General features: G+C 39.5%; 20 protein-coding genes and 1 pseudogene. 7 read left to right on the top strand and 14 right to left on the bottom strand.

Annotation, left to right across the window (positions count from 1 at the left end):
• Positions 1-4 precede the first annotated feature (4 nt).
• The 3 genes and pseudogenes from I6F42_RS07305 (at position 5) to I6F42_RS07290 (ending at position 2776) form a co-directional block, all read left to right on the top strand.
• A complete protein-coding gene (locus tag I6F42_RS07305; RefSeq protein ID WP_197151622.1) occupies positions 5-982 on the top strand; it encodes a carbohydrate kinase in 978 nt (325 codons plus the stop codon).
• Positions 979-2178, top strand: a complete 1200-nt coding sequence (locus tag I6F42_RS07300) for an AGE family epimerase/isomerase (RefSeq protein WP_197151620.1) — start codon at positions 979-981, stop codon at positions 2176-2178. Before I6F42_RS07305 ends, I6F42_RS07300 begins: the two co-directional genes overlap by 4 nt.
• Positions 2179-2257: 79 nt before the next feature.
• Positions 2258-2776 (top strand): annotated as a pseudogene (locus I6F42_RS07290) (GGDEF domain-containing protein).
• Here I6F42_RS07290 and I6F42_RS07285 read toward each other — a convergent pair.
• Positions 2731-3915 (bottom strand): NAD(P)/FAD-dependent oxidoreductase, encoded by a 1185-nt coding sequence (locus I6F42_RS07285; RefSeq protein WP_010553332.1) that lies wholly within the window; start codon positions 3913-3915, stop codon positions 2731-2733. The pseudogene I6F42_RS07290 and the gene I6F42_RS07285 sit on opposite strands and share 46 nt — an antisense overlap.
• Positions 3916-4243: 328 nt before the next feature.
• Here I6F42_RS07285 and I6F42_RS07280 point away from each other — a divergent pair, with 328 nt between their 5' ends.
• The gene (locus tag I6F42_RS07280; protein WP_197151618.1) at positions 4244-6370 is read left to right on the top strand and encodes a S8 family peptidase; all 2127 of its coding nucleotides are present in this window, start codon (positions 4244-4246) and stop codon (positions 6368-6370) included.
• A gap of 104 nt (positions 6371-6474) precedes the next feature.
• Here the strand turns inward: I6F42_RS07280 and I6F42_RS07275 are convergent, their stop codons facing one another.
• The 7 genes from I6F42_RS07275 to rplU all read right to left on the bottom strand — a co-directional run bounded on the left by I6F42_RS07275 (position 6475) and on the right by rplU (position 11208).
• Positions 6475-6948 carry a peroxiredoxin gene (locus tag I6F42_RS07275; protein ID WP_165735471.1) on the bottom strand — a complete coding sequence of 158 codons (474 nt, stop codon included), beginning with the start codon at positions 6946-6948 and terminating at the stop codon, positions 6475-6477.
• Positions 6949-7136: 188 nt separating this feature from the next.
• Positions 7137-8021 (bottom strand): UTP--glucose-1-phosphate uridylyltransferase GalU, encoded by an 885-nt coding sequence (gene galU / locus I6F42_RS07270; RefSeq protein WP_010553334.1) that lies wholly within the window; start codon positions 8019-8021, stop codon positions 7137-7139.
• Positions 8022-8303: 282 nt separating this feature from the next.
• Positions 8304-8681 carry a DUF3718 domain-containing protein gene (locus I6F42_RS07265; protein WP_010553335.1) on the bottom strand — a complete coding sequence of 126 codons (378 nt, stop codon included), beginning with the start codon at positions 8679-8681 and terminating at the stop codon, positions 8304-8306.
• A gap of 78 nt (positions 8682-8759) precedes the next feature.
• Complete coding sequence (gene folA, locus I6F42_RS07260) at positions 8760-9251, bottom strand: type 3 dihydrofolate reductase (protein ID WP_010553336.1); 492 nt, start codon at positions 9249-9251, stop codon at positions 8760-8762.
• 73 nt (positions 9252-9324) lie between these two features.
• Positions 9325-10482 (bottom strand): Obg family GTPase CgtA, encoded by a 1158-nt coding sequence (gene cgtA / locus I6F42_RS07255; protein ID WP_010553337.1) that lies wholly within the window; start codon positions 10480-10482, stop codon positions 9325-9327.
• 140 nt (positions 10483-10622) lie between these two features.
• On the bottom strand, positions 10623-10880 hold the full coding sequence (gene rpmA / locus I6F42_RS07250) for a 50S ribosomal protein L27 (RefSeq protein WP_002957747.1): 258 nt from the start codon (positions 10878-10880) through the stop codon (positions 10623-10625).
• 16 nt (positions 10881-10896) lie between these two features.
• On the bottom strand, positions 10897-11208 hold the full coding sequence (gene rplU, locus I6F42_RS07245; RefSeq protein WP_002957748.1) for a 50S ribosomal protein L21: 312 nt from the start codon (positions 11206-11208) through the stop codon (positions 10897-10899).
• A 422-nt stretch (positions 11209-11630) separates the two neighbouring features.
• Between rplU and ispB the strand changes: the two genes are divergently transcribed.
• On the top strand, positions 11631-12602 hold the full coding sequence (ispB, locus tag I6F42_RS07240; protein ID WP_010553338.1) for an octaprenyl diphosphate synthase: 972 nt from the start codon (positions 11631-11633) through the stop codon (positions 12600-12602).
• A gap of 86 nt (positions 12603-12688) precedes the next feature.
• Here the strand turns inward: ispB and mdh are convergent, their stop codons facing one another.
• On the bottom strand, positions 12689-13621 hold the full coding sequence (gene mdh, locus I6F42_RS07235; RefSeq protein WP_007586102.1) for a malate dehydrogenase: 933 nt from the start codon (positions 13619-13621) through the stop codon (positions 12689-12691).
• A 225-nt stretch (positions 13622-13846) separates the two neighbouring features.
• Between mdh and argR the strand changes: the two genes are divergently transcribed.
• On the top strand, positions 13847-14314 hold the full coding sequence (gene argR / locus I6F42_RS07230; RefSeq protein ID WP_002957753.1) for a transcriptional regulator ArgR: 468 nt from the start codon (positions 13847-13849) through the stop codon (positions 14312-14314).
• Positions 14315-14321: 7 nt separating this feature from the next.
• Here argR and I6F42_RS07225 read toward each other — a convergent pair whose 3' ends face one another.
• Genes I6F42_RS07225 through I6F42_RS07210 form a run of 4 tightly spaced genes read right to left on the bottom strand, consistent with a single transcriptional unit; the run spans position 14322 to position 18955 of the window.
• A complete protein-coding gene (locus I6F42_RS07225; protein WP_197102117.1) occupies positions 14322-15221 on the bottom strand; it encodes a Dyp-type peroxidase in 900 nt (299 codons plus the stop codon).
• 48 nt (positions 15222-15269) lie between these two features.
• Entirely contained in the window at positions 15270-16319 is a 1050-nt protein-coding gene (locus tag I6F42_RS07220; RefSeq protein ID WP_165722157.1) for an ABC transporter ATP-binding protein, read from the bottom strand.
• Entirely contained in the window at positions 16320-17951 is a 1632-nt protein-coding gene (locus I6F42_RS07215; protein WP_169060658.1) for an iron ABC transporter permease, read from the bottom strand.
• Positions 17951-18955 carry a Fe(3+) ABC transporter substrate-binding protein gene (locus I6F42_RS07210; protein WP_197151616.1) on the bottom strand — a complete coding sequence of 335 codons (1005 nt, stop codon included), beginning with the start codon at positions 18953-18955 and terminating at the stop codon, positions 17951-17953. The genes I6F42_RS07215 and I6F42_RS07210 overlap by 1 nt, the downstream gene beginning before the upstream one ends.
• Before the next feature lie 937 nt (positions 18956-19892).
• Here I6F42_RS07210 and I6F42_RS07205 point away from each other — a divergent pair.
• Entirely contained in the window at positions 19893-20408 is a 516-nt protein-coding gene (locus tag I6F42_RS07205; protein ID WP_007586114.1) for a hypothetical protein, read from the top strand.
• A gap of 10 nt (positions 20409-20418) precedes the next feature.
• Here I6F42_RS07205 and I6F42_RS07200 read toward each other — a convergent pair whose 3' ends face one another.
• Positions 20419-21099, bottom strand: a complete 681-nt coding sequence (locus I6F42_RS07200) for a tRNA-uridine aminocarboxypropyltransferase (protein ID WP_197151614.1) — start codon at positions 21097-21099, stop codon at positions 20419-20421.
• Positions 21100-21201 lie beyond the last annotated feature (102 nt).

Below are 21201 nucleotides of genomic sequence, written 5' to 3'. Positions count from 1 at the left end.
GATCATGAAACACACAATATGCTTTGGTGAAGTACTGGTTGATTTACTTTCAAATAAATTGAGCCAAAACAGCAACGAACACGAAGCGTTTACAAAGTTTGCAGGCGGTGCGCCTGCAAACGTAAGCGTTGCCATTGCAAAGCTAGGCGGTAATGCCTACTTTGCAGGAATGCTAAGCACTGATAGCTTTGGCGACTTTTTACATAATGCATTAAAAGAGCAAGGTGTAAAAACCGACTTTATGCGTTTTACCAACCAAGCCAAAACCGCCCTCGCGTTTGTATCACTCGATAACGATGGCGATCGCACGTTTGAGTTTTACCGTGATAACACCGCCGATTTGCACTTTAGTAACGATGACTTTAGTAGCGAATGGTTTGAGCAATGCGATATTTTTCATATTTGCTCAAACACATTAACCGACAAAAACATCAGAAACACCACCGCTTACGGTGTTAAATTTGCAAAACAAAATAACTCAATTGTGAGCTTTGATATTAACTTGCGCCTCAATTTATGGCCAAGCGATGCCAACCCTCGCGAGTATATTTTACCGTTATTAAAAGACTGCTCAATTATTAAAGCCTCAAAAGAAGAGCTTGAATACTTAGCGGGTGAGCAATCGAGCGATGAGTTTATTGCACAAACACTTAATAACGGTTGCGAGCTATTTGTAGTTACCGATGCATGCAACCCTATGCATTGGTATACAAAAAATGCCAAGCAAACGCTTCACCCTAAAAAGGTTACTATGGTTGATGCCACTGCTGCAGGAGATGCGTTTGTTGGTGGTTTACTATACCAGCTTGGTTTACACGCATTAACACCAGCGAGCTTTAGTACCCTTTGTGAAAATAATGCAAAGCTAAATACTATTTTTGAATTTGCTTCGTTATGTGGTGCCCATGCCGCATCTTACAAAGGGGCATTTAACTCCCTACCTAACCAAAAGTCTCTATACGATTTTAGGAGCGAACGATGAAAAGCACACCTGACAACTTTAAAAGCCGTGAATTTTTAACGCAGCACATTAGCGACACGTTAGCGTTTTATGAGCCAAATATTGACGATGAACACGGTGGTTTTTACCAAAACTTTTCTGATAACGGTGAGGTATTTGATAAACACACGCGCCACTTAGTAAGCTCTACTCGTTTTGTATTTAACTATGCGCGTGCGTACCAAACCTTTAATGACGAAAAGTACCTAAACCGTGTTAAATCGGGGATTGAGTTTATTCGTAAGCATCACCTTGTTGAGCAAACTGGTGGCTACAACTGGTTATTAAAAGTTGAAAACGGTCAAGCTACCGTGCTTGATAACACCAATCATTGCTATGGCTTTGCATTTGTTATTTTAGCGTACAGCTGGGCATATCGCGCAGGTGTTACAGAGGCGCGCGAATACCTAAACGATACATTTCAAACAATGGAAACACATTTTTGGGATGCAAAAGCCGGTTTATATAAAGATCAGCATAACAGCGACTTCACAAAATGTGATTCATACCGCGGCCAAAATGCCAATATGCATACTTGTGAAGCACTTATTGCCGCTTATGAAGCCACAAAAGACGAAATGTTTTTAAACCGTGCGCTCACACTTGCCGACAACATGGTTAACCGCCAAGCTAGTTTAATGGGCGGATTAATCTGGGAGCATTACGATATAAATTGGCAGGTCGATTTAGAGTACAACAAAGACGATCCTAAAAATTTATTTCGTCCGTGGGGCTTTCAACCTGGCCATCAAACAGAGTGGTCAAAACTGCTTATGTTTTTAAATAAGCATAAGCCACAAAAATGGCTTATTGAACGCGCTCAAGCCTTATTTGATAACTCAATAAATGTAGCGTGGGATAAAAAACACGGCGGTATTTGCTACGGCTTTGCCCCTGATAAAACTATTTGCGATGACGATAAATACTTTTGGGTTCAAGCCGAAACTCTGTGTTGTGCCGCGTATCTTTATCAAGCAACAGGGGATGAAAAATATCAGCAATGGTATGACAAAATTTGGCAGTATTCGTGGCAGCATTTAGTTGATCATAAATACGGAGCCTGGTTTAGAATTTTAACCGCTGACAATAAAAAAATAGACACGATGAAAAGCCCAATAGGTAAAACTGATTACCATACAATGGGTGCCTGTTTTGATGTGCTCGAACTATTAAAGTAACTATGTAGTTATAACTTTTACAGTATTGTGTAGACCTTTTAACCGCCAGTTTGGCGGTTTTTTTCTTAAGTGTTAGCCTATTTTTAAAAATACAATTCCAAAAATCTCTAACTACTTACTTATTTACGATATAGATAACTTTAAAAATATTAACGATATCTATGGTCGTTTAGTAGGTAATAGCGTTTTAAGTGAATTTACCAATATACTAAAAAATTAAATGCCAAATAGCTCTCTAATTGCACGATGGGGAGGTGTAGAGTTTACTGTTATTTTATCAGGCACCTCCATAACCGATGCGATGGCACAAGCCAATGAGCTAAAAGAGTATGTGGGCACTCATCCAATTGCAAATATATCTCTTACTATCAGTATAGGTTTAGCCCCTATTCAAACGGGTGATACTGTACTAAATATATTAGAACGGGCTGATAAAGCACTATACGAAGCTAAAAATAATGGCCGTAATTTAGTCTGTTGTAGCGATAATAAAGTTTGTAACCTTGGGGTGAACGCTTCACCCCTTAACTTTATTGTCTCTACACATAACGCCTATGCATACTGCCCACAAGCAAATCCACAGCTCCAAGCATACTGAAAATTGTAGCCCCCTAACCAACCCGTTACGTCAGTTACTTCGCCTATAAAGTATAGGCCTTTAGCTTTTTTAGCTTCAAAGGTTTTTGAGCTCAACTCGTCGGTATCTACACCGCCCAATGTTACTTCTGCTGTTCTATAACCTTCTGTGCCATTGGGTTTAATTTGCCACGCATGAATGTAATTTACTAACTCATCTATTTGGGCATGTGTAAGCTGATTAATATTACAATCTGGTATCGCTTTGCTTTCGTGCAGTATTTCTATAAAGCGTTTAGGTAAAATAGTCGAAAGGCTGTTTTTTAACGACTTTTGGGCTTGTGTTTCACGCCAATCAGCAAGTTGTTGCCTTAAATCAATTTCAGGTAGCAGGTTTATAGTGACAACCTGCCCTGCTCGCCAAAATGAGCTTATTTGCAATATTGCAGGGCCCGATAACCCTCGGTGAGTAAAGAGGATATTTTCTTTAAATACGGTGCCGTCTTCGCTTGAAACTTCACATGGAATACTAATTCCCGAAAGCCCTTCAAAACGCTCTTTATCATGCTGATGCAGAGTAAACGGCACAAGTGCAGCCATAGTTGGTAACACGCTTAAGCCAAACTGCTCTGCAATTTTATAACCTATTGGTGTAGCCCCTAGTTTTGGCATGGTTAAGCCACCCGATGCAATAACTAACGACTCACAGCTTAATGTTTCTTGCTCTGTGGTAACGCTATAGCCGGTTTCGGTTTTTGATACACTGATCACTTCACTGCGTAGCTTTATATTTACTCCGGCCCACTCACATTCGGTTAGTAAAATATCAACAATGTCTTGTGCATTGTTATCGCAAAAAAGCTGGCCTAGTGTTTTATGGTGATACGCCAAGCCATGTCTGTCCACCAGCTCAATAAAGTCATGCTGTGTATAACGACTTAAGCATGATTTAACAAAATGAGAGTTTGTGCATAAGTAGTTATCCGGGGTTGCATTTTCATTTGTAAAATTGCAACGCCCACCACCACTTATTAAAATTTTACGACCTGGTTTTTTTCCCATATCAAGTACTGTAACGCTTCGGCCACGGTATCCAGCTTGCGCTGCACACATTAATCCTGCTGCTCCCGCACCTATTACAATTACATCTACTTGGGTCATTTATTTATCTCATTAAAAAATTTGCTCGATTATAGCAAAGTTTAATAGCTAACAACGCAGCATTTGAATTATTAGTAATAACACAACAAAAACGCATCAGTAATAAGTAGGGAATAATTACCCTCACAATAAAACAACCCTTTATGCTTATTTTTAATTTATATGACAAATACTAAACAACGAGTAAACCGCTAAAAACCTGGGTTATAACTAAATGAAAGAGGTACATAATAAATTGATATTTTAACCTAGTTAACAGATCGTTTACTTTTGTTCCCGCATCGTGATCTTATATCACGAAATAATAAATAAAAATCTAGGGATAATTATGACAACTAGTAAAACTTTTAAAAGATGCGCAATTGCAATTACAGTTAGTACGCTTTTTGCAGCAACATCTGGCATGGCTCAATCAGTTTCAAGTTCAATGGCTGAAACATCGGCTAAACTACAAAGCCAAGGCAGTTTCGAAACTCAGTTCATTATTAAATATAAAAATAATAACGAAATGGCGAGCTTTTCAACTGCTGACGCAAGCCCGTCTAGCATGAAAAAGCGCGCACAAAGCTTTGTTAAAAACTTCGCTTCTAAAAAAGGCAAAGTAAAAGCAAAATACATTCGTGCAATGGCACTTAATAACCATCACGTAATGCGTGCTGATAAAAAATTAAGTACAGCAGAAGCGCAAGAGTTTATGCAAGAAATGGTTGATTCAGGCAATGTTGAATACATTGAAGTGGATCAAATGTTAAAGCCGTTTTCAACTCCTAACGATCCACGCTTTGATGACCAATGGCACTACTACGAGCAAGCCGGTGGTTTAAACTTACCTACTGCATGGGATACCGCAACGGGTAGCGGTGTAGTTGTAGCAGTACTAGATACGGGTTACCGCCCACATGCCGATTTAAATGCTAACATTTTACCGGGTTACGATATGATCTCTAACCTATCGGTAGCTAACGATGGCGGTGGTCGCGATAGCGATGCACGTGATCCTGGTGATGCAGTTGCTGCGAATGAATGTGGCACTAACGGTGCACAAAACTCTAGCTGGCACGGCACGCACGTAGCCGGCACAGTTGCTGCGGTAACCAATAACGGTGAAGGTGTTGCAGGCGTAGCTTATAACGCAAAAGTAGTGCCTGTTCGTGTACTTGGTAAGTGTGGTGGTTTAACCTCTGATATTGCAGATGGTATTATTTGGGCATCTGGCGGAAGTGTTTCAGGCATTCCTGCCAACTCAAACCCTGCAGATGTAATAAACATGAGTTTAGGCGGCAGCGGTTCATGTAGCTCTACAACTCAAAATGCAATTAACACAGCACGTAGTAACGGCACTGTGGTAGTTATTGCTGCAGGTAACGATAACGATAACTCAGCAAACTACAACCCAGGTAACTGTAATGGTGTAGTAAACGTAGCATCAGTAGGTCGTAATGGCGGTCGAGCTTATTACTCAAACTACGGTAGCAATATTGATGTTGCAGCACCGGGTGGCGCGCAAAGTTTTGCAAACGACTCTGAAGGTGTTCTATCAACTTACAATTCAGGTTCGTCTACACCTTCAAGCGACAGCTACAGTTATTCGCAAGGTACATCAATGGCTGCGCCTCACGTAGCAGGTGTTGCGGCACTTATTAAGCAAGCAAAACCAGATGCAACGCCTGACGAAATAGAAAGTATTTTAAAATCAACAACCCGTTCATTCCCTGCTACATGTACTAGCTGTGGTACGGGTATTGTTGATGCAGCCGCAGCTGTTGCAGCAGCAAGTGGCGACACTACTCCGCCTACAGGCGGTGATAGCGAGCTTATTAATGGTGAAGCTAAAACAGGTTTAAGTGGGGCTGCAAATGCACAAGCGTTTTACACTATGACCGTACCAAGCGGTGCAACTAACGTAACATTCACTATGAGTGGTGGTACTGGTGATGCTGATTTATACGTACGTGCGGGCAGTAAACCTACAACTACTACCTATGACTGTCGCCCTTATAAAGGCGGTAATAGCGAAGAGTGTTCTATTGATAACCCTACAGCAGGCACTTACCACGTAATGCTTAACGGCTACTCTGCGTATTCAGCTGTGAGCTTGGTAGGTAATATTACTGGTGGTTCATCGTCTGGTGGCGGTACAGGCACTCCACAAGCTGGCGGCGGCACTATAAGTGATGTGACAGCCAATACCGGTCAGTGGAAACATTACACGTTAGATGTACCTGCAGGAATGAGTACGTTTACAGTAACAATATCGGGTGGAAGTGGCGATGCAGACTTATTTGTAAAATATGGCAGCCAACCAACAACTACTACGTACGATTGTCGCCCTTATAAAAATGGCAACGCAGAAACATGTACATTTACCAATCCACAAGCAGGTACTTGGCACTTAAGTGTTAACGCCTATAGCACTTTCTCTGGTTTAACACTTAGCGGACAATATCAACCGTAATTTAAAATTTGAGCCGTAAATAAAAAACCGATGTTGTTTCCAACATCGGTTTTTAAATAGTAAGTAGCTGATTAATTAAAGCTAAAACCTACACTTTATTACTGTTATAGCTTCTCTAGTACTGATTCTGCACGGCTTACAACAAACTCTTTGTCTTGCTCTACAAATAAACCAGTTACTACTTCATTTTCAATAATCATAGCGTAACGCGTTGAGCGTAAACCACCAAAACTAGCGGTATCTTTATCAAGCCCTAACGATTTAGTGAAACTTCCATCGCCATCAGCAAGCATGGTAATTTCTTGCGCGTTTTGCGAGTCGCCCCATGCTTTCATAACAAATGCGTCATTAACAGATACACAGTAAATAGCATCAACACCTTTTGCTTTAATTTTATCAGCAAGAGTAATAAATTCAGGTAAATGTGCATTTGAACACGTTGGTGTAAATGCACCTGGCACTGCAAATAACACGACTTTTTTACCTTCAAACAACTCTTTATTTGTAAGAGATTGCATACCGTCGTCAGTTAATTGCGTTAACGTAACCGATGGTAATTCTTGGCCTTGCTCAATCATGGTGGTTCCTTTAAAAGATCAATACAGAATAAGTAACAATCATACTACGTAACCTATTACAGTGTAGGTAAAGTGTAACTAACTTAGTAACTCAGAGTAGTCTAGTAAAGGTTTGTAGACCGCGTTCACTACATTTTATGAAAACTATTTTAGCTTCTATAGTTTTCATAAAATTTATTGCTCTGTAGTTAAGGTAAATTCAAATCATTTATAAAGCGAGAAAAGTCATTACCTAACTTTTTATCCCGCATGCTGTACTCTACAATTGCTTTTAAATAGCCTAACTTATCTCCGCAATCGTGAGAGCGACCACTCATATGGAATGCTTCAACGGTTTCTTGTGCCATTAACGCGTCAATAGAATCTGTAAGTTGTATTTCACCGCCAGCACCTACAGACGTTTTTGCGAGTAGAGGCCAAATATTCTTACTCAGTACATATCGCCCTACAACAGCAAGATTTGAAGGTGCTAAATCAGCATCAGGTTTTTCAACCATTGCTTTAATTGCAGCACTTTTACCTGGCATTAACTCAACACCGTTTATATCAGCAATACCATATTTACTCACGTCTTCTTTAGCTACCGGCTCAAGCATTATTTGGCTTGCTTGAGTTTCTTTAAAGCGTTTAATCATGGCCGCTAAGTTTTCAGTCTCTTGATCCGCAGTATAGGCATCAAGTATCACATCTGGCAGGAGTACGACAAAATCATTATCGCCGACTATCGGCTTAGCGCATAAAATAGCATGTCCAAGCCCTTTAGCTTCACCTTGGCGTACACTCATAATAGTTACATCAGGCGGACAAATAGAGCGAATCTCATCTAATAAAGCACGTTTAACACGTTTTTCAAGCGTGGCTTCTAGCTCGTAACTTGTATCAAAATGGTTTTCGATTGCATTTTTAGAGCTGTGTGTAACTAATACAATATCTTTAATACCAGCAGACACACATTCACTGACAATATATTGAATAAGTGGTTTATCGACTATTGGGAGCATTTCTTTTGGAATAGCTTTTGTCATAGGGAGCATTCTCGTCCCTAAGCCTGCTACTGGAATTACAGCTTTCATATCTATCCTTAGTGATTAAGTTTGTAAATAAACTAGCAGATACAAAATAGATACCAGCTGAATAAAGTTACCTCTTTTGAAGAAGTAAATTTGAAGCTGCTTTTAAAGTGAAGACTCTACACTTTGGGAATATAAAATAGATAGGTAAATAGTGAACTTATTAATGATTTTGTTGGGGGGTGAGATTAAATTAGCTAAATGAAACAAACCTGGGTTTGCTATAAATAACAAACCCAGACCAATAAATTTCTAACTAAAGGTAGAGGTATAAACCTTTTATAATTAAAGACCAGCACGCTCTTTAATTACTGCAATAAGTGGTGAGCTGGCAAAATTGCCTTCAGCCCAAGCAATATCAGCACCATCTGTTAACGCACTTTTTGATAAGTTTTTAACTATATACTCACCAGTATCCACTGCATTGCTAGCAACAGCATGGCGTAATAAATTATTACCATTACATTGTACTGCATCATAAATATTACGAATTTTTACACGAGAGCTTTTAAGCTTGCTGCGTAATCGGTTTTTATCGTCTGCAGCAATATACTCACAAATAGATACCGCTAATTGATCTTCAGCACTTGCAGGTGCTGTGTACGAAAACGAACTTACAGCGATAATAGCAGTAAGTACAACTAGCTTTGATACTTTAAACATGACAAACCCTTAATGGTACTTTATTCTTATATAGACTGTTTAATATTATACCAACCTACTAAAAATTACGCAATAATGTTAACGTGCTTTATATAAGGTTACGAATTTATAACTAGATTTGTTCTTTTCATCAGGAAGGTTTTCTTGCTCTTCTTTCACGTCCCAATTAGCAACTTTATTATAATCAGGAAACTGTGTATCGCCTTTAACATCTAAATCAATAAAAGTTAAATACAGGCGTTCTGCTTTTGGTAAAAATCGCTCATAAATATTACCGCCACCAATAATCATTACTTCTTCAACAGCACAAACTAGTGCTAGTGCGGCCTCTGGTGTAGTTACCACTTCAATACCCTGTGCAGTATATTCGCTGTTTCGAGTAATAATAATATTACGACGCCCAGGTAAAGGACGGCCTATTGACTCAAAAGTTTTACGACCCATGATCACAGGTTTACCCGTAGTTATTTTTTTAAAATGCTGAAGATCCGCAGGTAAATGCCATGGCATTTTATTATCTAGGCCAATTACACGGTTATTTGCCATTGCTGCAATCATTGAAATTATCATAATAAACACCTAGTACTTTATTCTTAAACAAAGAAAAAGGAGCATAAGCTCCTTTTTAATAAATTCTATTTAATTAACGCTCGTAGACAACTTCTACGTCGTAATCATCTTCATCCCAGTCGTCCCAATCATCATCATTGCCTTTACCTTTAGTGGCTTTTTCATGATAGGTATCCCACTTGAATTCAACTTCTTCATCTTCAACTTGTACAAACTTCTCTTTAGGCATGCTATCAAGTAGTGTCATTATGTTGTGGATTAAAGGTTGAGTATTAAGTTTATTAATTGCTGAAATGTGATAAATATTTTCAGTTTCGCCCAGCTCTTCTGCAATCGCTTCGCATAGCGCTTTTGCTTCATCTGCTGGTAATAAATCTATTTTATTAAACACTAACCAGCGTGGTTTTTCAGCTAATTTAGGACTGTATTGGTGTAGCTCGTTAATAATCGAGAATGCATTATCAACAGGGTTTGAACCATCTACCGGCATTACATCAATAATGTGCAATAACACACGACAACGCTCTAAATGCTTCAAGAAGCGAATACCTAGGCCTGCACCATCAGATGCACCTTCAATTAGACCCGGAATATCGGCTATAACAAATGATTTATTTGCTTCAGGACGTACCACACCTAAATTAGGAATAAGCGTCGTGAATGGGTAATCAGCTACTTTTGGTCTTGCTGCAGATACACTGCGGATAAACGTAGATTTACCTGCATTTGGTAATCCTAGTAAGCCTACATCAGCCAATAATAGTAACTCTAACTTTAAGTTACGTACTTCACCGGGTGTGCCCAATGTTTTTTGACGAGGTGCTCGGTTAGTACTTGATTTAAAACGTGCATTCCCCAAGCCGTGGAAACCACCTTTTGCAACCAAAATTCGTTGACCATCTTGAGTTAAGTCGCCAAGTCCCTCTTGGGTATCAACATCCATGATGCGCGTGCCTACAGGCACCATAACAAATAAGTCATCGGCTTTTCGGCCTGTACAGTTACGGCTACGACCGTTAGTACCACGTTCAGCTCTATGAAAGCGCTCAAACTGATAATCAATTAGGGTATTTAAGTTTTCATCAGCTTGTAGATAAACACTACCACCGTCTCCACCGTCACCGCCGTCTGGTCCACCATCTGGAACATATTTTTCACGACGGAAAGACACGATGCCGCTGCCACCGTCTCCAGCTTCTGCGCGAATTTCTACTTCATCTACAAACTTCATGATTACTCACTTTAGGGATTGGCTTGTTTAATAACTCTATTATATACCCAAGCCAACACAAATGCAGGCTTGGGTATATATTTTGACTGACTACAAAACAAAAAACCCCGCAAAGGCGGGGTTTTTAACTACCTTACTGATTACTCAGTTACGATAGTTACGTATTTACGGTTTAAAGGACCTTTTTGTTCAAACTGAACTTTACCATCTGCTTTTGCGAAGATAGTGTGGTCTTTACCGATACCTACGTTAGTACCAGGGTGGAAACGAGTTCCACGCTGACGAACAATGATGCTACCCGCTAGAACTGATTCGCCACCAAAACGCTTAACACCTAGGCGTTTGCTTTCTGAATCGCGACCGTTACGAGTACTACCAGCTGCTTTTTTATGTGCCATTTCTAAGTACCTCTAATTAAGCGCTAATGCTAGTGATTTTAACTTCAGTGAACCATTGACGATGGCCCATTTGCTTACGAGAATGCTTACGGCGTCTAAATTTAACAACCTTAATCTTCTCACCGCGACCATGTGAAACAACCTCAGCTGTTATCTTGCCACCGTTTACGAACGGTACACCGATCTCGATTTTCTCACCATCAGCAACTAAAAGTACTGAATCAAATTCTACTGCCGCACCAGTTTCAACGTCTAATTTTTCAAGACGAATCGTTTGACCTTCAGTCACACGATGCTGTTTACCACCACTTTGGAAAACCGCGTACATAATTAACTCCGTCTGTGCACCCTCAAATCGGCGCAACTAAAATATTCTTCGATAGGGCGCGAAGTTTACGCTAACGCGAAATAACTAGCAAGCCTATTTTGTAATTAAAATGAATAAAAAGTAGCTGCTTTGAGAGCAATTCAATATTTACCCCATTTTATATTAATTAGCCCTTTTGCCAAGCGCTTTTTAACTCTTAGTCGAAATAAATTAATGTACTCAAATATGACCCTCACAGCTTAATATCTAAGCACATCATAAACTGTATATTGATTATCAATTAATCAGTTATCTTGGCTAATTCAGTCTAAATTAAGTACTTTAATAGTGTTTTTTCAATCAATCGTCACAAAATATCGAGCTAGTGCATTTTTTGTTGTACAATCTGCGCCGTTCACACATAAAAATTGGCTCGGAGATCAATGGATATAAAAGCTATCCAGGCGTTAATCGAAAGCGATATGAATGACGTCAATCAACTTATACATGCGCAAATGCGCTCAGATGTGGCGTTAGTTAATCAGCTTGGTTTATATATAGTTAGCAGTGGCGGCAAACGCGTTCGTCCAATGCTCGCGATTTTAGCAGCCAAAGCGCTCGGTTATCAGGGTAAAGATCACATAACACTTGCAACAATTGTTGAGTTTATTCATACAGCAACGCTATTGCATGATGATGTTGTAGATGAATCAAACTTACGACGTGGCACACCTACAGCAAATGCTGAATTTGGTAATGCTGCTAGCGTATTGGTTGGTGACTTTATTTACACTCGTTCATTTCAGCTTATGGTTGGCCTTGGAAAAATGCAGGTTATGCAAGTACTTGCCGATGCAACAAACATTATTGCTGAAGGTGAAGTATTGCAGTTAATGAACTGCAACGACCCAGATACGACCGAAGCCAGTTATATGCAGGTTATTTACTCTAAAACAGCTAAGTTGTTTGAAGCAGCGACAGGCCTTGCTGCCATTATTACTGAGCAAGACCAAACTACTCTCGATGCACTAAACCTATATGGTATGCATTTAGGTACTGCGTTTCAGCTAGTAGACGATGTACTCGATTACAATGCAGATGCTGAGCAGTTGGGTAAAAACATTGGTGATGATTTAGCTGAAGGCAAACCAACGCTTCCACTTATTTATGCTATGCAACATGGTAGCGAGCAGCAAACGCAGCTTATTCGTGATGCAATAGAGCATAGTAATGGTATGGAGCATTTAGAAGAAATTTTATCGGCACTAAAGCAAACTAATGCGCTTGAATTTACAATGCAAAAAGCAGAGCTTGAAGCTGACAAAGCTATTGCGTGTTTAGACTTTTTAGCTGAGTCTGACTATAAGCAAGCACTCATAAGCCTTGCTCGTATTGCGGTTGACCGCGACCACTAGTTTTAACTAGTTACACAGTGTGAAATTAATTCTGAGCAATAAAAAAGCCTGCAAATGCAGGCTTTTTTGTTATTCTACTTTGGCTATTACGCCATGAAATCAACACCTTCTTTGATGTCTTTTTTCAGTGTTTCAAGCATGTCATTTTTTGCTTTTGTTTCAAATGCGCTTAGTTCGCCGTAAGAAAGAATTTCTTCTACGCCGTTTTTACCTAAACGTACTGGATGTGCAAAGTACTCTGCATCGCCATTTTCAACAGCAACGTAAGCGTAATCTACAACTTCTTCACCTTGTAGGCCTTTAACTAAAGACATACAAAAACGAGCTGCAGCAGCACCCATAGATAGCGTAGCTGAACCACCGCCTGCTTTAGCATTTACAACTTCAGTACCCGCATTTTGGATACGTGGAGTAAGTGCAGCAACTTCTTCATCAGTGAAAGAAACACCTTCAACTTGAGAAAGTAGAGGAAGAATGGTTGTGCCTGAGTGACCACCAATTACTGGTACTTTCACAGTTGCTACGTCTACGCCTTTAAGTTCAGCAACAAATGCTTCTGAACGAATAACGTCAAGCGTAGTAATACCGAATACGCGTTTAGCGTCGTAAGTACCTGCTTTTTTGAATACTTCAGCAACGATTGGAACTGTGCCATTTACTGGGTTAGTAATAATACCTACTAACGCTTTAGGACAGCTAGCAACAATGCCTTCAGCTAAAGTTTTGATGATACCAGCATTTACATTAAATAAATCAGCACGATCCATACCTGGTTTACGTGGCATACCCGCTGGGATAAGAACGATGTCAGAGCCTTCAAGCGCTTTGTTTAATTCGTCTGCGCCAAAGCCTGCTACTTTAACATCTGTTGGGATGTGAGAAAGGTCAACCGCAACACCTGGTACTACTGGTGCAACATCATAAAGTGATAATTCAGAGCCAGCTGGTAAGCCTGTTTTTAATAATAAAGACAACGCTTGGCCGATACCGCCTGCAGCACCTAATACAGCAACTTTCATTGGAATTCTCCGTAATTTGAGGTAGGAAACATTTGTGGCTCTTAAGATAATGAAATTAGCGACTAAAAACAAATTTATCCTGTCTATTTCAAGTATATTTTCGACCATAGTCGTAAACTTTTGTGATTTAACGCATCAAACTGGCAAGTTAACTAAACAACTGCTGCATAATTATTCATTTTTGTGTAGAATTTGCGGCATAAATAACAAAAACGAATAAAGACTATGCAACCACAAGATAAACAAGAAGCACTGGTAAAAGCATTTAAATCACTATTAAAAGAAGAAAATTTTGGCTCTCAAGGCGAAATAGTTGATGCATTAAAAGATCAAGGCTTTGACAATATAAGCCAAAGTAAAGTATCGCGCATGTTAAGTAAATTTGGTGCTGTACGCACACGTAACGCCAAACAAGAAATGGTTTACTGCTTACCTGCTGAAATGGGTGTACCTACGGCTAAAAGCCCATTACGCCAATTAGTAATCGACATTATGCACAACGAAATGATGATCATTATTCGTACCAGTCCAGGCGCCGCTCAGCTTATCGCTCGTTTATTAGATTCATTAGGTAAAGCAGATGGCGTACTAGGAACAATTGCAGGCGACGATACTATTTTTATCGCTCCTGCTAAAATATCTGAAATAGATGTAACACTTGAACGTGTTCGCATTTTATTTGATACGGTTTAATAGCAAACTAAATTTGTTTTAAAAACCCGACTGAAGGCGCGAAAAAAGCAGAACCCATATCGGCTTGAGTAAAATCAAGCCAGTGGTCGTAACAATCCCCTTCCCCTAAACGACTATTAAGTACTTTTTCAAATGCGGTGCCCGTACAAGAGCATGTAATTGATAACATTCCCTGCTCATACACATCGCCATAAGGCATGCTCTGATTTAATAATAGCGGTTGTCCGTCTTCGTCTTTTAGCTCACTTCGCGAAGCATGGCTGGTTTCGATCGCGGGGGTAATTAGCGTGTTATCAAGGCGCGTACGCCCCATTATTTGTTCTTGCTCGCTCAATGATAAGTGCTGCCACATAGTTAAGTCATGCTTATAGCGCTGTACATGAATATAACTCCCCTGATCTTCAAAATTGCCAGGGCTACTAATTAAAGCCGTAGCGCGCTTTTTTCTTCCATGTGCGGTGTCGCCACCATAAATAAAACCATTAAAATCACGACCATCTAAAAAGCGAAAATTACGAATTTGCTCCACCAGCTCAACATCGGGAGCAAATAGTTTTAAAATTTGCAGCGCAAATAAATGGTTAACGTCTTCACGGTCAGAGCGAATTTGCACAAATAAATCGCACGGTTGTACGCTCATTTGATGATCGCTATGGTTTATATTAGGAAAGCTCTGTAATTCGCTTGGGATGTATTCAGGGAGGATATGCGGCCAATACTGCGCACCAATAGCAACCATACAAGAGAGCATTGATTCTGAAAATTGATCGCTAAATTCTTCTTCAATGGCGCTTACTTGTTTTAACTTTGCGCGAAGTGATTCATCTTGACCATCAAACACATTAAAAAATAAGTGCAAACCGTGTAAGTTTGCTTCAGCACAAATCCCTGACTGCGCTTGCGCCATTGTTATTCCTTAGTTTTACAGATAAAAACACAGCGAATAACAAATTAATTACGATTCGAAAAAATTCACCGTGTGAGGTTTTATTTTTATTATAACCTGCTCATTATTTTCAAATGACTGGCCATATTGTGCAGCAACTTCAATTTCTTGTTTATCAATAACAAGTGAATAAACATACGCCGAACCAATAAAGCGACGACTTATGATTGTAGCTCGCTTGCTGAGTTTGTCACTTTGGTTATCTGCCACTAATTCTATTTGATGAGGGCGCACATATATAAGCCCTACGCTTACGTTTTGCTTACTCTCAATATAAGATTCGACTAAACCAAATGGTGTTTTGTATTCAGTTGCTGTTAATACTTCTGCGCTCAAGTATATGCCTTGACCCAGAAACTCTGCAACCTCCTTTGAACATGGAGCTGCAAAAAGCTGCTCGGGCGTGCCTTGTTGCTCAATTTTACCGCGATGCATAATGGCAAGTGTATCTGAAAACGCAAACGCCTCCTCTTTTGAGTGTGTAACAAACACAGCAGACACTTGAGTTGCCTTAATAATTCGACGTATATCGGCAATTAATTCAAAGCGCACTTGTGTGTCGATATTTGAAAAGGGCTCATCAAGTAGCAATAAACTAGGCTTATAAGCTAATGCACGAGCAATAGCTACGCGTTGCTGTTGACCACCCGATAACTGATGCGGGAACCTGTCAGCACAGCCAATTAAATGTACCAGCTTAAGCATTTCATCTACGCGTTGCTGCTTTTGAGCTTTACTCATTTTACTAAGCCCAAATGCGATATTATTTGCCACCGTCAAATGCGGAAACAACGCATAATCTTGAAACATCATGCCGATGTTACGGTGCTCAGGCGAGACAAACGATTGCTCATCACTCACTAATTTACCGTCTATAAAAATAGACCCTTGCTTAGCTTCAATTAAACCTGCAATCGCTTTTAACGTGGTCGTTTTGCCGCACCCACTCGCTCCGAGTAGGCAAACAATTTCATCTTTACCCACTGTTAAATCTAAATCGTGAATAACCTTTGTACCGTTATAGTGATAGCTCACGCCTTGTAAAATTAAACTACTCATTTAACTACGCTGCTCCATAGAACGATTAATAAAATACAAAGGAATAAACCCAACAATAACAATAAATAATGCCGATATAGAAGCAAGCTCTAACTGCTCGTCACTCACATACTGAAATACATGAGTAGCTAAGCTTTCAAAATTAAACGGTCTGAGCAATAGCGCAGCTGGCAGTTCTTTCATACACTCAATAAATACCAATAACGCAGCAGTAAGTAATCCTCTTCGCAGTAAAGGTAGGTGCACTAAACGCAGCGTTTGCCCTTGGCTTTTACCCATTGATTGGCTTGCCATATCAAGTGATGGGCTAATACGTAAAAAACTCGACTCAATTGCTCCGTGTGCAATGGCGTAAAACCTAACAATATAAGCAATAATAATAGTAAGAATACTACCTGTAAGCAGTAAGCCAATATCTAAATTATACGGCTCGAGCGCTGTGTTGATGGTGTTCTCTAACAATGTAAGAGGTAACAAAACCGCAATAGCGAGTACTGTGCCAGGCAACGCATAGCCTGTGCTTGCTAAACGCCCGGGAATAAGCGGATACGTTTGCTTTGCCACACGCTGATAAAAAACGACAAAAATACTCAACGTAATCGTTATTAGGCTCACAACCCCAGCCACTTTTAAACTTTGCCAAGCGTAACTAAAAAACTCTACATTCCATGCTTTATCAAAGTAGGTAATGGCGTAATTTATAAGTACTGCAATAGGGATCACAAACGCGATAAGTAAAATAAAGCTGCAAAATGCCGTTGCGAGCCAAGCTGACTTTCCTTTTAATACATAGAGAGATTCGCTATTTACACTTGATTGGCGCTCAAATACCGCTTGGTTACGACGACTAAAGCGCTCTGCCATTAATGCCAAAAATAACAGTAATAACATCACACCCGATATTTTAGCTGCCGCTGTAAGTGAGTAATAACCAAACCACGTATCGTATACGGCAGTCGTTAATGTACTTACGGCAAAGTAACTCACTGTTGCAAAGTCAGCCATGGTTTCCATACTTATAAGCGCAAGAGCCGCCACAATAGCTCCACGAGAGAGTACTAAGCTTACTTTAAAGAAGCTTTGCCAAGGAGATAACCCCATTAACTGGCTAGCTTGTACTAATTTGAACGACTGCTCGCGAAGAGCCGTTTTAAAAATCAAAAATAAATACGGATAAAGTACCAAGGCAATCATAACGATGGCGCCGGGTAATGTACGTATATCAAAAAACCAATAGTCATTAGGTGATTGCCAGCCAAACCATTCTCTCAGTGCTATTTGCACCGGACCCGCATAATCTAATAAATCAGTGTATACATAGGCAATAATATAGGTGGGCATAGCAAGGGGTAGCATAAGTGCCCATTCAAACTGTTTTTTACCCGGGAAACTACAGTAAGCCGTTAGCCACCCAAGTGGCAAAGCTATGGCGCAGCTAAGGACGCAAACACCTAAAACAAGCAATACGGTATTGGTTATGTAATCCCAAAGCACGGTATCCCACAGGTGAGAAAACACCTCAGAGCTACCTTGTAGAGATTCAAAAAGAAGAAAAAACAACGGGGCCGATAGAATTAAGCCAGTCGACCACGCAAAGAGCTGCCATTTAGACAGCTTAAATTTATTAGTCATTAAAGATCGAACTTCACCTCATCAATTAGCTTAAGCGCTAACGGACGATATTTACTAATCTCATCAAGTGGCAAGCTGTCTTCTTTAAAGCTACCCCAAGAGGCAACCAAACTTGATAGTTCAACACCCGTCTTAACTGGATACTCCATATTTAATGAGGCATACATGTTTTGTGCTTTACTGTCGGTCATATACTCTATGAGCTTTAACGCATTTTCAGGGTTTTTAGCGTATTTGGTAATAACCGCACCCGACACATTTATGTGTGAGCCACGATTAGTTTGATTCGGAAAGTTAATATTTACGGCCTCTGCCCAACCTTTTTGCTCTTTATCTTCTAGCATTTTACCAAGGTAGTAACTATTACCTAATGCCAAGTTACATAAACCTTCTTTAACTGCTTTAACTTGAGCACGATCGTTACCTTGAGGTTTACGTGCTAAATTAGCCTTAACACCTTCAAGCCACTCTTTGGTTTGCGCTTCACCATGGTGTGCAATCATAGAAGCCACTAAACCTAAGTTATATGGATGTTTGCCTGACCGCGTACAAATTTGTCCTTTGTATTTAGGATCTGCTAAATTTTCATAAGTGAGCTTAGGTAACGCACCAATTCGCTCTTTTGATGAATACACATTACGCACTCGCTTAGTAAGCGCAACCCATTGGCCATCACCGTCACGAAAAGCTGCAGGCACGTTATTATTTACACTGTCACTTTTTATAGTTTGTGTTAATTTTAAATCTTCTAATTGAATAAGAGCACTAAAATTAGAGGTTAATACTAAATCGGCTTTACTGTGTTTACCTTCACGTTTAACACGCTCAATTAACCCTTTTTTAGCAAAAACAACATTGGTTTTTATTCCCGTTTGTTTTGTAAAATCTTCTAAAATTGGCTGAATCAAAAACGGCTGACGAAAAGAATAGATATTAACAACGTCACTTGCAAAGGCTGGTGCCGATGCTGCTAACCCTAAAACAAGTGTAAATACTGTCTTCATTATTTCACCTAAATAATTGTTATTATCATCGAATTCTACCGCGCTCATTCAAAAAGTGCACACTTTAAATAAATGTAAATATGTAAATAACGCCCAAAAAGGAAATGCAGTGTAAGAGATGTCTCACGGATGTGACAGCTAATGAGTAAAAATCAAGATAAAAAACACACAAAAACAACCTAACAACCTGTATTAATTGAACTTTTACATTATTACTATTGCATAAATACTAATTGAATGTAGTTTTATCCCTATTTTAGTTGCTCTATTGCACTATAATTTACGCATCAACCAAGCAATGACGCTTATTGAGTAAAAGGAAATGGACTGCTTACTCAACCAACCAATGATTAGGTTACCAGGACAACACGGATTTTAGGACAGGCTCAGGATGAGTATCACAACGCGATGTTGTAAAAAGGACAGCGTCAGGAAGATGCGAAAAGGATAACAACACGGCTAAGTTGTTTAACAGGATGTTTAAGGAATAAATGGACAGGCCTTTAAGGCAACACAATGGATTGGTTAAAATAGGGATACACTAGGAAGTGTAATTAAGGATTTGGTAATAGTATTTACCCTACAGGATGTTTAGGAATTTAAGGATACAGGCCCGGATGGTCTACATTACATAGAACTAAAAAGTAATATAGTAATAAACATGGATTAGTAAAAATTGGAGTTGATTAAGTTCAATTGCAGGATGCAGAAAATTAGAAGATTCCGCAAGCGCGCCTAGAGATAGAGCGCGCTTTTCTTTGCCTAAAATTTGGGTTTAGTAAAGATCTAAGCAACTACCACTAACTTTTGCAGGGTAATACTGCATCCCAGCTAATCAATATTAATACCTTCAAATACTTTATTAATATTTTAAATTTCGCTAAGTTTTTCATTAATTGCGCCGATAACTAAGTAACGCAAGGATCATAAATACTCAATGGATATGAATTTTAAAATGCCGCAAAGCAATACCTTTTTATGTAAAGTATCAGACGCAAGTACAGCAAAACCAATTGGTGTTTTTAGTGCCCAAACTCCCAACGAAAATCCGTATAAAGCTTTATTTAGCCCCAAAGGTTATAACTTTTTAAATATGCCAATGAGTGAGTTTAAAAACATACTTAACGTAATTATCCAGTTAGAAAGCGATATTTCTATTAGTAAATGGGGTGAGGGTTCTCGACCTGATGAATTTAGTTATCAGCTTAATAGAATAGCAAACGCTATTGCGACTACTCACTTTAAGGGAAAAACCGATATTAGCTGTTACTTTTTAAAGCGAGTCGAAGAGGCTAAGGATATGATTGGTGAGGACTGCACCTCGTTTATTCAGGCTCACAATAGCGTAAGCCAATTATATAATACGGTTTTACAATTAACATCTGAAGAAGGCTTCAGAGCAATTCAAAATAAAGCACTTGCTCACTTAAAAGAGCAGCAAGCTTTCGCTTAACTGCGTAAAGCTATTCTTCTAGCGGTCGGCCTTTATTGCGCTTACCAAGCAAATACGCATCACGAAACTTAATAAAATGCTGTTCTAATTTAGAAGATGCATCCATTTCTCCCGCAAGTGCTAACACCATAATACCTACTTCAGCTGTACCTAGCTGATGCGCATGAGGGGCAACACGTAAGCGGTAATCAGATAGTTTATCAGCAGTGACAGAAAGTACCGGTAAATTATCTAGATAAGGGCTTTTACGAATCATTTTTTTAGCTTCGCGCCACGTACCATCTAAAAATATAAATAGTAACTTTTTACCTTCTTCAATATTCACTTCAGTAATTGCTCTGCCCTCTTCTACGTCTTCAGCAGGAAACACTACCATTGGTTGATATTGGGGATCATTTATTAAAGCTAAAAAAGCAGGATCTGGGTCTGTTCTATCCCATCTAAACGCATAGTTATTAGGAACAATTTCAGCAATTAATCGCCCTGTATTAGAAGGCTTAAAACTTTCATTATGGTACATTAGTAAACATACGGCAGCGTCGCACTGAGCATGCTCAACGCCTTTACAAATACAGTAATGTTTGGCTATTAAGCATTGTTCACAGCGATCTAATTTACCGCCTCGCGCATTGAATTCACGGCGAGATTCACTTATTTGCTGAGCGCGTAATGCCAAAACTGAGTTTTTCACTGTATTTACCTTCAATTAATTAGGCGCGCATTGTAGCTATATTTGGTGATAATAGATATGTGAGGGCTGTGACGAGAATTTTAGCAATCAGTAATAAAAACC

Origin of the sequence: Pseudoalteromonas sp. SWYJZ12, assembly GCF_015864395.1 — a bacterium.
Taxonomy (GTDB): domain Bacteria; phylum Pseudomonadota; class Gammaproteobacteria; order Enterobacterales; family Alteromonadaceae; genus Pseudoalteromonas; species Pseudoalteromonas arctica.
Note: the sequence above shows the minus strand (reverse complement) of the source record. Positions and strands in the feature narration are given on the sequence as shown.

Excerpts from the sequence above, each read along its gene's own strand:
- I6F42_RS07305 (WP_197151622.1), top strand. The coding sequence starts at position 5 with ATGAAACACACAATATGCTTTGGTGAAGTACTGGTTGATTTACTTTCA.
- I6F42_RS07300 (WP_197151620.1), top strand. The coding sequence starts at position 979 with ATGAAAAGCACACCTGACAACTTTAAAAGCCGTGAATTTTTAACGCAG.
- I6F42_RS07285 (WP_010553332.1), bottom strand. The coding sequence starts at position 3,915 with ATGACCCAAGTAGATGTAATTGTAATAGGTGCGGGAGCAGCAGGATTA.
- I6F42_RS07280 (WP_197151618.1), top strand. The coding sequence starts at position 4,244 with ATGACAACTAGTAAAACTTTTAAAAGATGCGCAATTGCAATTACAGTT.
- I6F42_RS07275 (WP_165735471.1), bottom strand. The coding sequence starts at position 6,948 with ATGATTGAGCAAGGCCAAGAATTACCATCGGTTACGTTAACGCAATTA.
- galU (WP_010553334.1), bottom strand. The coding sequence starts at position 8,021 with ATGAAAGCTGTAATTCCAGTAGCAGGCTTAGGGACGAGAATGCTCCCT.
- I6F42_RS07265 (WP_010553335.1), bottom strand. The coding sequence starts at position 8,681 with ATGTTTAAAGTATCAAAGCTAGTTGTACTTACTGCTATTATCGCTGTA.
- folA (WP_010553336.1), bottom strand. The coding sequence starts at position 9,251 with ATGATAATTTCAATGATTGCAGCAATGGCAAATAACCGTGTAATTGGC.
- cgtA (WP_010553337.1), bottom strand. The coding sequence starts at position 10,482 with ATGAAGTTTGTAGATGAAGTAGAAATTCGCGCAGAAGCTGGAGACGGT.
- rpmA (WP_002957747.1), bottom strand. The coding sequence starts at position 10,880 with ATGGCACATAAAAAAGCAGCTGGTAGTACTCGTAACGGTCGCGATTCA.
- rplU (WP_002957748.1), bottom strand. The coding sequence starts at position 11,208 with ATGTACGCGGTTTTCCAAAGTGGTGGTAAACAGCATCGTGTGACTGAA.
- ispB (WP_010553338.1), top strand. The coding sequence starts at position 11,631 with ATGGATATAAAAGCTATCCAGGCGTTAATCGAAAGCGATATGAATGAC.
- mdh (WP_007586102.1), bottom strand. The coding sequence starts at position 13,621 with ATGAAAGTTGCTGTATTAGGTGCTGCAGGCGGTATCGGCCAAGCGTTG.
- argR (WP_002957753.1), top strand. The coding sequence starts at position 13,847 with ATGCAACCACAAGATAAACAAGAAGCACTGGTAAAAGCATTTAAATCA.
- I6F42_RS07225 (WP_197102117.1), bottom strand. The coding sequence starts at position 15,221 with ATGGCGCAAGCGCAGTCAGGGATTTGTGCTGAAGCAAACTTACACGGT.
- I6F42_RS07220 (WP_165722157.1), bottom strand. The coding sequence starts at position 16,319 with ATGAGTAGTTTAATTTTACAAGGCGTGAGCTATCACTATAACGGTACA.
- I6F42_RS07215 (WP_169060658.1), bottom strand. The coding sequence starts at position 17,951 with ATGACTAATAAATTTAAGCTGTCTAAATGGCAGCTCTTTGCGTGGTCG.
- I6F42_RS07210 (WP_197151616.1), bottom strand. The coding sequence starts at position 18,955 with ATGAAGACAGTATTTACACTTGTTTTAGGGTTAGCAGCATCGGCACCA.
- I6F42_RS07205 (WP_007586114.1), top strand. The coding sequence starts at position 19,893 with ATGGATATGAATTTTAAAATGCCGCAAAGCAATACCTTTTTATGTAAA.